Source organism: Vallitalea sp. (assembly GCF_025211055.1).
Classification (GTDB): Bacteria; Bacillota; Clostridia; order Lachnospirales; family Vallitaleaceae; genus Vallitalea.
In genome coordinates, this window is sequence record NZ_JAOARO010000002.1 from 23424 (window position 1) to 36403 (window position 12980).

Sequence of the window (12980 nt, forward strand, 5' to 3'; positions counted from 1 at the left end):
TATAATATTTAATTTTAAGGAGGAAAAACATGGAAAAACAATTAGGACAACACACAATCAAAGAAATATTTGAACAAGGAGAAGCTTTCAGGGGAGTTGTTGAGACTTTAGATAAAATAACAGCAACAATTAAAAAAGCATTTAGTGAAGTTAATCCAGATGAAGTTATTTTCACTGGTTGTGGTACTTCTTTATATTTAGCTCAAACTTCAGCTACAATCTTTTCTAAATATAATCAAATAACAGCAAAAGCTGTACCTTGTTCAGAGTTATATTTGACACCAGAATTATATATAAAAGGTAAAAGAAGTCTGGTTATACCTATTACAAGAAGAAGTGATACAACAGAAGTGAAGATGGCAATAAATAAAGTAAGGCTATTGGATAATGTTAAGACTTTGGCGGTAACTTGTGATGAGAACAGTAAAGAATATAATGATTATTATATCCTATCACCAAAGGCAAAAGAAAAAAGTATTGTAATGACAAAATCTTTCACAAGTATGGTATTCATGAATCAGATTCTTGCTTTGACAGTAGCAGGAGAAGAGGAGTTATTGAGTAAGTTAGTTAGTATACCAGAGAATTGTAGTAAGATTATGGATAATATGAATGATATATGTAAACAAATAATTGAAGAGAATAATGATATCAATCTATACATAACTCTTGGTCAAGGTAGCTTATATGGTATAGCCAATGAGTCAATGAATAAAATAAAAGAAATGGCTATATCTAATTCTGAAGCTTATTACAGCTTGGAATATAGACATGGACCAATGGCTCTAGTAGATGATAAAACATTAATAACACAATATATCACAGAGGAATGTGAGGAATTAGAAGCTACACTAATGGAAGAAATGAAAGAGTATGACGGTAGAATATTTATTATTGGAGATAAACTCACTAATAAAACTAAGAAATGTGCAGATTACTACATTGAGTTAGATTGTGGATATAATGCTGACCTAATTACACCATTAGTTGCAATATCAGGACAGCTTCTAGGATATTATTGTGCTATTAGTAAAGGATTAGATCTAGATAGTCCAAGAAACTTATCTCAAGCAATCATATTAAAATAAAAAAGTGGTGACGATTCCAAATGATTATTAAAAATGGAAATGTTTTAGTAAAAGGAAAAATTAGTTTAACAGATATACTTATTGAAGATGGTAAAATAAAAGATTATGATGTAAAAGGTGTCAATGATAATAAGGTAATTGATGCAAAGGGAATGTATGTTTTACCAGGATTCATTGATGTTCATACTCATGGAGGTAATGGTATAGACATAAACCTTGCTGATAAAGAAGAACTAAAAGAGCTCTCAGTTTTTTTTGCTTCTACAGGAGTTACAGGATATCTTCCAACACTGCTTACAGATACCCATGAGAAGACTTGTGAAGTAGTTAAAATGATAGGAAATGTGATGAAAGAACAAGAAAATGGCTCCAAAATATTAGGTATACATCTGGAAGGTCCTTTTTTATCACATGAATTCAAGGGTGCTATGCCTGATGAGCTGATTGTTAATTCTTCCATAGAAAAATTTATGGAGTATGAAAAGAAGTCTAATGATAATATTAAAACAATTACTGTTGCAGCAGAAAATCCAGGAGTTCTAGAATTGATAAAATATGCTGTATCCAAAGAGGTAGTAGTTTCCCTGGGACATACTGGAGCTACCTATGAGGATTGTATGATGTGTATAGAAGAAGGAGCTAATCGTATTACACATACATTCAATGGTATGAGACAGTTACATCAGCATTATCCATCAATTCTTGGTGCGGCATTGGAAAGCGATGTTTATTGTGAAGCTATAGTTGATGGGTTTCATTTGCATCCTGCAATAGTAAGATTAATGATTAAAACAAAAGGTATAGACAAAGTAATAGGCATAACAGATAGTGTTATGGCTACTGGATTACCAGATGGTAAATACAAATTGGGAGTTAATGATATTATTGTTGTAGATGGAGATGCTAGCTTAGTACATGGAGATTCGCGGGCAGGTAGTACATTGACAATGAATAAAGCATTGAAAAATCTAATAGAGTTCACCAGATTACCCATAGAAGAATGTATAAAAATGATATCAATCAATCCTGCCAAAATGCTTAATATAGATAATGATAAAGGTTCTTTGGATATAGATAAAGATGCTGATATTGTAATTATGGATAAGAATTATAATGTTATTTCTACTATTGTTGAAGGTAAAGTAATATATAATAATAGTGAGAAATAAACAGTATAAAATAATATGAATGTAGTTATTTATAACTAGTATATAAACAGTTTAATTTCTTGTTATATGAAGTTAAACTGTTTTTGTTTATTAATCTAACTTTTTTACTACCTGCAAGACACTGATTATTTCAGCTAATAATTTAATACATTGACAATAAAAAACTCCAATGATATAATAAACTTAATCCAAACGATTGGATTAGTTTTTACAAAAAGAATTGGGGAATTACAAATGTCCGTAACATTGAAAGAGATTGCTAAAAAAGCACAAGTTTCAATATCTACTGTATCCAGAGTTATCAATAACGATACTAATAAACCAGCAAGTAAGGAAACTCAGGATAAAGTTTGGAAAATAGTAAGAGAACTAGGATATGTACCTAATCAAAACGCAAGAAATTTGATTAAAGGTCAAGAAAGAATTACAGAAAATACTAATACACGGGCTATTGGTTGTATTTTTACATCAACCAAGGATACATATAATGATCCTTTTTTCTCACAAATAGCTAGAGGTATACAGGACGAAGTATCAAAAAGAGGATATATACTTGGATATTCATTTTCATCCTGTGATATGTCGTTTTCATCATTATACAATAACTTGACATCCAATCCAGTTGATGGAGCCGTTATACTTGGAAGATTCAGCAAAGATGTTCTTAACTTCTTGAAACAGAATATTAAGAATATCGTTTATACAGGAGTTAACTATGTGGATGCAGGGTTTGATGAAGTTATATGTGATGGTTATAAAGGAGCAATGGCGGTAGTCGAATATTTAATTAGTTTGAATCATAGAGAGATTGGATTTATCGGCTCAACAAAAGAATTAGAGAATGTAGTGAATGAGCATAGATACGAAGGTTATCTAGATACAATGAATAAACAAAGGATACCTGTAAAAAAAGAGTATATCCAAGATGTAGAACTATCAACAGCTGATGGATTTACTGGAATGGACAACATGATTAAAAGGTTAGGAAAAGATAATCTACCAACAGCAATCTTCTGTGCTAATGATCTAGTTGCTATTGGAGCAATGAAAGCACTTCATAAGAACAATATAAAGGTGCCAGAAGATATTTCCATAATGGGACTTGACGATATTGAATTATCAGAGTATGTAACACCAGGATTAACAACAATAAAGGTACCGAAAGTTGAATTAGGGAAATTTGCAGTTAAAATGCTAATAGATAAGATTGAAAATGGTCATACTTTACCTGTACGTGTAAACGTACCTTTTACAATTATTGAAAGAGAAAGTTGTAGAGCTATAAATTAATAATCACATATAGTTCTCATAATTTTTATCATATATCCAAACGTTTGGCACAAAAGGAGGAAACATCAAATGAGCAATATGCTAATCGTCCATGGTGGCGGACCTACAGTAGTAATAAACGCTTCTTTATATGGTGCTATTATGGAAGCCAAGAAAAATGAAGAAATAGAAGCTATATACGGAGCACTAGGTGGTACAGCAGGATTCTTAAATGAAGATTTTGTTGATTTTAATAAAGAACCACAAGAAAAAATTGAATTATTAAAAACAACACCTGCTACAGCTATTGGTACATCAAGAACACCATTATATGAAAAAGAATATAAGCAGATGGTAGAAATTCTTAAAAAACATGATATTAAATATGTATTGTTTAATGGTGGTAATGGAACTATGGATGCTTGTGGTAATCTAGCTAAGGTAGCTAAGGAGCATGACATAAAGGTTATGGGTATACCTAAGACTATTGATAATGATTTGGCAGTTACAGACCATAGCCCAGGATTTGGAAGTATGGCAAAATACATTGCTACAGCTGTATCAGAAGTAGCACAAGATGTTAGAGCTATGCCAATACATGTTTCCATTGTGGAAGCTATGGGAAGAAATGTTGGATGGATAACTGCGGCTTCAGCACTTGCTAGAAAAAATAATGATGATGCACCTCATATGATTTTGTTACCGGAAGTTCCTTTTAAAGAGGAAGAGTTTTTAGCTAAAGTAGAGGAACTATATAATAGATTAGGTGGCGTAGTTGTAGTAGCTAGTGAAGGCTTGAAAGATGAGCAGGGTAAACCTATTGTTCCACCTATTTTTAAAACAGAAAGAGCAACGTATTTTGGAGATGTAGGTTCTTATCTTGCTGAATTGGTTATCAAAAAGTTAGGTATAAAAGCAAGAAGTGAAAAACCTGGTATTGTAGGACGTGCCAGTGCTACTTTACAGTCTTCGGTTGATAGATTTGAAGCTATAGAAGCAGGTAGAGAAGCTGTAAGGGCGGCTTTAGCTGGTAATACAGGTATGATGGTTGGTATTGATAGAGTTAGTAATGAGCCGTATGAATGTAAATATACTTTAATACCTATAGAAAAGGTAATGATGGATGAAAAAGTGATGCCAAAAGAGTTTATTCATGAAAATGGAATTGATGTTACAGATTCATTTATTAGATATTGTAAGCCATTAATTGGTGAAGATATCCCTGATTATGCTTATTTTGAGAGGAATAAGGAAGTTAGTAAGAAGATATGAGGTTGTATTAAAGAAGGAGGGGTATAAGGGTCAGGGTAAAGTGTTACAATCACTTGCCCTTACCCTGAGAAGCGGTCGGTCTGCGTGATTGTAAAACTTTACCCTTCGACCGTTTGATACGGGAGCCTATAAGTAATATATTTAACACTTGATTTTAGAAGTCAATAAAAAAGGAAAAGAGGGAAATTTATGAAAGAAATATTTGTGAATCTTAAGAGGTTTGATGTACCTGTTTTAAAGGGTGGTATTTGTCCTAAGGAAAGTTCTAAGGAATGGATTGAGTGGGTTATTGCTGAGAGTATTAGGAATAATCTTGGTACATTAGATGATATTACGGTTACTTATTTATTGCCAGAATCTCTTTTAATTCCTGCGATAGAGAAGTTAAATACTTATAATGAAGATGTTAGAGCTAATATCTTTTTGGGAAGTGAAGGCGTTTATAGAGAGGATGTTGCAAAAGGTGGTAATTTTGGTGCTTTTACTACTAATCTACCAGCAGCTGCAGCTAAGAGCATGGGACTTAGTTGGTCTATAATTGGACACTCTGAGGAAAGAAAAGATAAACTTGGTATTATTGAGAGATTTGATAAGGATTATGATAGTAAGAAAGCTTCTTTTGCGGTTAATTCAATGATTAATGATGAAGTTATGTGTGCGTTAAAACAAGATATTAATGTTTTATTATGTATTGGAGAGACAGCAGAGGAAAGAGGAGAAGGGACTTTTGAAGAGCAAAAGCCTCGTATCAAAGAAGTTTTAGAAGAACAATTACAGTTATGTCTTGATAATACATCTGATGTAATGAAGGATAATAAAATTGTTATTGGGTATGAACCTATATGGGCGATAGGACCAGGTAAGACACCTCCAGGAAAAGAGTATATAGCATTTGTTTCAGAGTGTATCAAGGATTATGTACTAAAAGAATTTGGATATGATATACCTGTAGTGTATGGTGGAGGATTGAAGGAAGAAAATGCAGCTATGATTGCAAGTATTGATACAATCAATGGCGGTTTAGTTGCGCTTACAAAATTTGTTCAACCTGTTGCATTTGAGCCAGAAGGATTAAAAAATATAATTATGAAATATTGTTAATAAGTTTACATAAACTTAGTCATAATATAAAGTAAAAGCTATAAATATCAATAAATCTTTCTGTATAATTGGACAGAGAATTTATAAAGGATAAATAATAAAAAAATGGAGGTAACCAAATGAAATTACAATTTGAATATGGACAAGGATTAATGGAAGCAAATTTACCAGATAATACTGATGTTTTTATTCCAGGAGAAACAGTAGCAGACCCTGAGATCATTCCAGCTGAGAAATTGGAAGAGGTAACAAGACAATCTATTCTTAATCCAATAGATCTTGAGCCTATTTCTAAACAAGTAAAAAAAGGTTCAAAAGTAACAATTATTTTCCCAGATAGAGTAAAAGGTGGATTCCAAGATAATTCACATAGAAAAGTTTCTATTCCAATTATTATTGAAGAGTGTTTAAAAGCTGGGGTAGAGAAGAAAGATATCAAATTAATCTGTAGTAACGGACTTCATAGAAAGAATACAAAAGAAGAGATCAAAAATATTCTAGGAGAAAAAGTTTTTAACGATTTCTATTATACACATCAAATAGTTAACCATGATAGTGAAGATTGGGATAATCTTGTAGACTTAGGTTATAATGAATATGGTGATAGAATAATCATGAACAAAGATGTTTATGAGTCAGATTTAGCAGTTCTAATCGGACATACACTTGGTAATCCTTATGGAGGATATTCAGGAGGATACAAGCATAGTGCTACAGGAATAACTCACTGGAAATGTATAGGTGCACATCATATCCCAAGAGTTATGCATAGAGATGACTTCACACCTGTTACAAAAACAAGCTTAATGAGACAAAAATTCGACCAGATCAGCCAATACATGGAAGATAAAATGGGTAAAAAATTCTTCTGTTGTGATGCAGTCCTAGATACTTGTCAAAGACAAATAGCTGTTTTTTCAGGATATGGAGAATCTATTCAACCATTATCTTGGGACGAGGCTGATAAACGTACATTCATCCCTTGGGCTGAAAAGAAATATGATGTAGTAGTTTTTGGTATGCCTCAAAACTTCCATTATGGTAATGGTCACGGAACTAACCCAATATTAATAATGCAAGCTATCGCTGCTAACATTATTCGTCATAAGAGAATATTAAGTGATAACTGTGTAGTTATATGCTCAACAATCTGTAATGGTTATTTCCATGATGAAGAGTTCCCTTCATATAGAGAAGTATATGAATTATTCCAAAAAGATTATAATAACACTTTACCAGACGTAGAAAAATACGGAGAATACTTATCTAACAAGCAGGAATATATTGATAAATATAGATTTAACTATGGTTATCATCCATATCATGCATTTTCAATGATTTCATGTGGACATATAGCTGAGAAAAATTGTTCAGCTGTATATGCAGTAGGAGCTTATGAACCAGGTTTTGCAAGAGGTATGGGTATGAAAACACGTACTACTTTTGAAGAGGCATTAGAAGATGCTAAGAAATACGTTGGAGATAATCCTAATATCTTAGCTTTACCTAAGACTTTCAGAACAGCTGGTGTTCACTTAATGATGAAAGACGAAGTTTTATAGAGTAGATAATCAATAATAAGGAGCTGTTTAATTACCAAGAAAAGTTATATCTTGGTTAGCTCCTTAAAATAAATTAATGAGTAAAGTATAAGATTATAATTTCATATAGAAAAAATATAATTAGGAGGACATAATTATGCCAATAGTACCTTTGAGACCTTTGTTGGAAGCATCAAATAAATATAAATTTGCTCATGGAGCATTTAATGTCAATGCTGTAGCTCAAGCAGAAGCAGTTATAGAGGTTCATGAAATGTTTCGTTCAGGAGCGATTTTACAAGCAGCCGATTTAGCTAATGGATTTATGGGCGGAAAGAAAGACTTTATGAACGCAACATTAGAAGATAAAAAAATAGGTGCAAAAAGAATAGCAGATGCAGTCAGAAAAATCGGAGAGCATTCTAAAATACCTATCGTTATCCATCTTGACCATGGTAAAGATTTTGATTCTGTGAAAGCAGCTATTGATAATGGATTTACTTCAGTTATGATTGATGGTTCACATTTACCTTATGATGAGAATGTAGAACTTACTAGAGAAGTTGTTAAATACGCTCATCCAAGAGGAGTATCTGTTGAAGGTGAATTAGGAGTACTTGCAGGAGTTGAAGATCATATATTCTCAGAAACATCAACTTATACTAATCCAATGAAAGTGTGCGATTTCTTTAGTAAAACAGGTGTTGATTGTCTTGCTATTTCCTATGGAACTATGCACGGAGCTTCAAAAGGAAAGAATGCAAAACTTAGAAAAGAAATAGCTATAGCTTCTATGGAGAACTTAAGACATGAAGGAATCTTCGGAGCGTTAGTATCACACGGTTCATCAACAGTTCCTAGATATATAGTAGACGAGATTAATAGCTTAGATGGAGATATTCAAAATGCATATGGTATTTCTGTAAAGGAATTAATGTCAGTAATACCTTTGGGTATTGGTAAGATAAACGTAGATACAGATATAAGATTAGCAGTTACTCGTAATATAAGAGAATATTTCTTAAATAATCCAAGTAAACAAAAAAGCGATTCTGTAGGTGGTATCTGGACAATTATGGACAATAATAAGAGTGCATTCGATCCTAGAGTTTACTTAACACCAATTATGGATACTCTATTAACTGGAAATGAACCTGATAGTGATATTTCTGATATAACAGATTGTGTTAGACGTGGTGTAAAAGAAGTAGTTGGAACATTAATTGTCAATTTTGGTTCAGTAGGTTACGCTCCAAAAATTGAGAATGTATCATTAGAAGAAATGATTAAGAGATATAAGGGTTAATAAGTCAATAAAGATAAAAGGTCATTGATTTAGATACAATAAATAGATAGAGCTGTCTAATAAACCGTTATGGTTAACTTAGACAGCTCTATTTTCAATAATAAGTTAGCTTTTTAATTTATCGTTGATATATTCGGACACATTTTCCTCTAAAAGATAAAGTGGTATTTCACCATTTATTAATATCACATCATGAAATTCTTTTATGTCAAAATCATCACCAAGAGATTTCATGGCTTTTTCTTTTAGATTATTAATAAAATATCTGCCATATGCATAATGTAATGTTTCGCCTGGATTAGCAATGGCTCTATCTACTATGGATTCGATTTGTTTGCCAAAATACAAAGAATACGTGTTGATAACCTCTTCTCTAGAAGTTCCATAGTAATGTAGATATAGATCAACCAAAGTTAAAAGTGCATAAGACGCATCAAGGTTATATATCATCAATTGATTTATCTGAGGGCTACCGTAATCAATAAAACCAAAAGCTAAACCTTCAACATATGAAGCCCAACCTTCAGAAAAACAAGTAAAATCAATAGCTTTTCTAATATTAGGTATATTTTCTTGCTGGTATGCTATAGAAAATTGAAAATGATGTCCGGGAATTCCCTCATGACATACAACAAGGAAATCACTGATATTAAGATTGTTATAAACTGAATTCTGCAAAAACATGTTTCCATATTTCTTAAGATCAATACTAACAGGTAGGTAAAATGCACTTGGCAAATCTTTTTCCAAATAGTTAGGGATAGTTTTACTATTAATTTTTGGAATATGATAATCATAAAAATTCTTATTGGTTAATTCTTTACATTTTTGGTATAACTCTTCAAAATTATTAAAGGGCTTTGGCTGTAAGTCATTTATTTCATTAAGCTCAGGGTATTTTTCAAGTATGGACTGTATTCCTTTGGATGATTCAATAAATGAGTCATTAGCCCACTCAAAAAGATCTTCAGGGGTAATGTTAGTTCCTGTATTAGACTTTATTAGATGTGCATAATACTCTCTACCCTTTGGAAAGGTGTAAACACCAGAAGTAATTATTGTTTGGGATTTAATCTTTTCTAGTTCTTCGATAAGATTGGTATATGCAGGATAAACATAATCATTTATTGTTTTTAGGCATTCAGATTTAAGAGATTCTTTTTCAGAACCTGACATATCAGTTGATTGGTTAACATTATCACAGAAAGCCAAATATAGAAAATTTTCTTCTGGTGGTGTCATAAAAGCTGTGCATTGCTCAATAACTTTATTAGAAATGTATTCAGGCTGTATATAACCTTTTTGTGCTTTAACCTGTTCACCCTTCATAAGCTCAGTAATTAATGTTGGCAATTGTTTTAAACGTGCTATAAAATTATCAGCATCAGCTTTGTTTTTAATAGGAATCTGAGACATAGTAAGTGGTATACCAATGTGAAAACCTAAAGTATGCTTAATATTATAGGTATAATCAACATATTCCTCACCTTCAATATTAAGTTCCAAATAATATTTAATTATTTTATAAGAAAGCTGTTGGTCCTTAGTTAACCCAGTAATATTAAAGGTATTCAAGGTTTTCAGATTATCACGAAGATTATCATATTGTGCTTTTAATGCTTCATCGCTGAAATCATCTAATTTATCAGAGGTATCTTGTAATCCAAATTCTTGTGGAGAAGATATAAGCATGGACATCTCCAGTGGAGAAGATGTAATATACTCTTTAAACATGTTATCAAGAAATGTATCAAACCTGCTGCTATCATCTATTTTAATATTTTCTGTAATCTGTTTTTCAGACGGTAAGTCAGGTATATATGTTATACCATCATTAGTTTTTTTGGCACATCCACTTATTAATAGGGAGAAGATTAATAATATGTTTGGAAGAGTAATTATTAGCTTATTTCTATATAGCTTTTTAGACATAGAGTTCTCCTTTTAGCTATTATATGATTACTAATAGATATGTTTATTGAAGGAATTATATTCAGAAATACAGTTGAATTATTACTATTTCATAAAATAATAAAATATAGATAATATTAATATTTTCATATTATAGTATAATTAATTTACAACAAAGTTTTATATGTAGATGCATAGCTCATCGTTCTTTATTTCGTAGTAAAAGGCTAAATTAATTATGAATTTATATACTAATAAAACTAACAAAAAAAATACTTTGCATTTTTTTTGCCAAAACTATATAATATATCATAACGATAAAAGGCAGATATTTATTAATCTGTAATAGATTTAAGTATATGAATGGAGGGAAAATAATGGGAAAAAAACCATTTTATATTACAACACCAATATACTATCCAAGTGATAAGCTTCATATAGGGCATTCTTATACAACTGTGGCTGCAGACACTATGGCTAGGTACAAACGAATGCGTGGTTATGATGTCATGTTTTTAACTGGAACAGATGAACATGGACAAAAAATAGAGAAAGTTGCTAACAAACAGGGTATAACTCCTAAAAAATATGTGGATAACATTGTGGATTGGATAAAAGATCTGTGGAAAACTATGGATATTTCATATGATAAATTCATAAGAACAACAGACAAAGAACACAAAGAAACTGTACAAAAAATATTCAAAGAATTATACGATAAAGGTGATATATACAAGGGTTCATATGAAGGATGGTACTGTACTCCATGTGAATCATTTTTCACTGAAAGACAATTAGAAGAGGGAAAATGCCCAGACTGTGGAAGACCTGTGGATAAAGTTAAAGAAGAAGCATATTTCTTCAAACTTTCAAAATACCAAGACAAACTAATTGAGTATATAGAATCACACGAAGAATTTATTCAACCAAAAACAAGACAAAATGAAATGCTTAATAATTTCCTAAAACCAGGACTTGAAGACTTATGTGTTTCTAGAACATCATTTGAATGGGGTATTCCTGTAGAATTTGACAAGGGGCATGTAGTTTATGTATGGTTAGATGCATTATCAAACTATATATCAGCACTAGGGTATAGTTCAGATAACGATGAAAAATACAAAAAATATTGGCCTGTAGATGTACACTTAGTAGGAAAAGAAATCATAAGATTCCATACAATAATATGGCCGGCAATGTTGATGGCACTTGGCGAGCCTTTACCAAAACAAGTATTTGGTCATGGATGGTTAGTTATAAATGGCAAAAAAATGTCAAAATCAAAAGGTAATGTAGTAGATCCTAAGATATTAGTAGATAGATATGGTTCAGATTCAATAAGATATTTCTTAATGAGAGAAATTGCTTTTGGACAAGATGGTAACTTTACTAATGAAACACTTATCCAGAGAATTAATTCAGACCTTGCTAATGATCTAGGTAATTTGGTATCAAGAACCGTAGCGATGATCAAAAAATACTTTGGTGACGAATTCCTAACTAAGTTTGATGCTACTGAATATGACAAAGAAGTAGAGGAAATAGCACTTAACACTGTAAAAAAAGTAGAAGATGGCATGGAACAATTATTGTTTAGTGATGCACTAGTAGAAATATGGAACTTAGTAAGAAGAACTAATAAATACATTGATGAAACAAGACCATGGGTATTGGCAAAAGAAGAAGATAAGAGACCAGAACTTGCAAATGTTCTTTATCATCTAGCAGAAAATCTTAGAATAATATCAATACTAATTGAACCTTTTATGCCTAATACACCAAAATTAATAAGAGAACAATTAGGAATAACAGATGAAAGTATAATGACTTGGGAAAGTACTAAAAAATGGGGTAAACTATCTAAGGATATAAAAGTTAATCAAGGTAATATTATATTCCCAAGAATAGATATCACTAAAGAGTTAAAAGACTTAGAAGAAGCTCAAAAAGCTAGTAAAGAAGAGCCAAAAGAAGAGATAGAAGAAGATTACATCTCTATTGATGATTTTGCAAAAGTAGAATTAAAAGTAGGAGAAGTAATAGAATGTAATAAAGTAGAAGGTGCTGATAAATTATTAGTATCTAAAATAAAAATAGGTAGTGAGGTAAGACAAATCGTATCAGGCATAGCTAAAAGTTATTCACCTGGTGAAATGATAGGTAAAAAGGTTATTGTCGTAACTAACTTAAAACCAGTCAAACTAAGAGGTGTCTTATCAGAAGGTATGATATTAGCTGCTTCACTTAAGAAGAACTTAGTTGTAGCAACTGTTGATGGAGACATCAATAGCGGAGCTGTTGTAAGGTAACTAATAAATTAGTC

Annotated in this window: 9 protein-coding genes; 8 read left to right on the forward strand and 1 reads right to left on the reverse strand. The window is 31.5% G+C overall.

The genetic code is table 11. From position 1 onward, the window contains the following. Positions 1 to 29 precede the first annotated feature (29 nt). The 7 genes from N4A55_RS00235 to N4A55_RS00265 all read left to right on the forward strand — a co-directional run bounded on the left by N4A55_RS00235 (position 30) and on the right by N4A55_RS00265 (position 8746). On the forward strand, positions 30 to 1088 hold the full coding sequence (locus N4A55_RS00235; protein ID WP_293753372.1) for an SIS domain-containing protein: 1059 nt from the start codon (positions 30 to 32) through the stop codon (positions 1086 to 1088). 20 nt (positions 1089 to 1108) lie between these two features. Continuing rightward, positions 1109 to 2257 carry an N-acetylglucosamine-6-phosphate deacetylase gene (gene nagA / locus N4A55_RS00240; RefSeq protein WP_293753373.1) on the forward strand — a complete coding sequence of 383 codons (1149 nt, stop codon included), beginning with the start codon at positions 1109 to 1111 and terminating at the stop codon, positions 2255 to 2257. Between the two features lie 234 nt (positions 2258 to 2491). Next, positions 2492 to 3547, forward strand: coding sequence for a LacI family DNA-binding transcriptional regulator (locus N4A55_RS00245; protein ID WP_293753374.1), 1056 nt, complete (start codon positions 2492 to 2494; stop codon positions 3545 to 3547). A 69-nt stretch (positions 3548 to 3616) separates the two neighbouring features. Continuing rightward, on the forward strand, positions 3617 to 4798 hold the full coding sequence (locus N4A55_RS00250; RefSeq protein WP_293753376.1) for a 6-phosphofructokinase: 1182 nt from the start codon (positions 3617 to 3619) through the stop codon (positions 4796 to 4798). A gap of 189 nt (positions 4799 to 4987) precedes the next feature. Beyond that, the gene (locus N4A55_RS00255) at positions 4988 to 5899 is read left to right on the forward strand and encodes a triose-phosphate isomerase (RefSeq protein ID WP_293753377.1); all 912 of its coding nucleotides are present in this window, start codon (positions 4988 to 4990) and stop codon (positions 5897 to 5899) included. A 119-nt stretch (positions 5900 to 6018) separates the two neighbouring features. Continuing rightward, positions 6019 to 7461 (forward strand): lactate racemase domain-containing protein, encoded by a 1443-nt coding sequence (locus N4A55_RS00260; RefSeq protein WP_293753378.1) that lies wholly within the window; start codon positions 6019 to 6021, stop codon positions 7459 to 7461. A 136-nt stretch (positions 7462 to 7597) separates the two neighbouring features. Continuing rightward, on the forward strand, positions 7598 to 8746 hold the full coding sequence (locus N4A55_RS00265; protein ID WP_293753380.1) for a class II fructose-bisphosphate aldolase: 1149 nt from the start codon (positions 7598 to 7600) through the stop codon (positions 8744 to 8746). A gap of 105 nt (positions 8747 to 8851) precedes the next feature. Here N4A55_RS00265 and N4A55_RS00270 read toward each other — a convergent pair whose 3' ends face one another. Then, complete coding sequence (locus N4A55_RS00270; protein ID WP_293753381.1) at positions 8852 to 10678, reverse strand: DUF885 domain-containing protein; 1827 nt, start codon at positions 10676 to 10678, stop codon at positions 8852 to 8854. A gap of 356 nt (positions 10679 to 11034) precedes the next feature. Here N4A55_RS00270 and metG point away from each other — a divergent pair, with 356 nt between their 5' ends. After that, positions 11035 to 12966, forward strand: a complete 1932-nt coding sequence (gene metG / locus N4A55_RS00275; protein ID WP_293753383.1) for a methionine--tRNA ligase — start codon at positions 11035 to 11037, stop codon at positions 12964 to 12966. Positions 12967 to 12980: the final 14 nt, after the last annotated feature.

Coding starts and splice junctions, on each gene's coding strand:
- N4A55_RS00235 (WP_293753372.1), top strand. CDS start 30: ATGGAAAAACAATTAGGACAACACACAATCAAAGAAATATTTGAACAA.
- N4A55_RS00245 (WP_293753374.1), top strand. CDS start 2,492: ATGTCCGTAACATTGAAAGAGATTGCTAAAAAAGCACAAGTTTCAATA.
- metG (WP_293753383.1), top strand. CDS start 11,035: ATGGGAAAAAAACCATTTTATATTACAACACCAATATACTATCCAAGT.
- nagA (WP_293753373.1), top strand. CDS start 1,109: ATGATTATTAAAAATGGAAATGTTTTAGTAAAAGGAAAAATTAGTTTA.
- N4A55_RS00255 (WP_293753377.1), top strand. CDS start 4,988: ATGAAAGAAATATTTGTGAATCTTAAGAGGTTTGATGTACCTGTTTTA.
- N4A55_RS00260 (WP_293753378.1), top strand. CDS start 6,019: ATGAAATTACAATTTGAATATGGACAAGGATTAATGGAAGCAAATTTA.
- N4A55_RS00270 (WP_293753381.1), bottom strand. CDS start 10,678: ATGTCTAAAAAGCTATATAGAAATAAGCTAATAATTACTCTTCCAAAC.
- N4A55_RS00265 (WP_293753380.1), top strand. CDS start 7,598: ATGCCAATAGTACCTTTGAGACCTTTGTTGGAAGCATCAAATAAATAT.
- N4A55_RS00250 (WP_293753376.1), top strand. CDS start 3,617: ATGAGCAATATGCTAATCGTCCATGGTGGCGGACCTACAGTAGTAATA.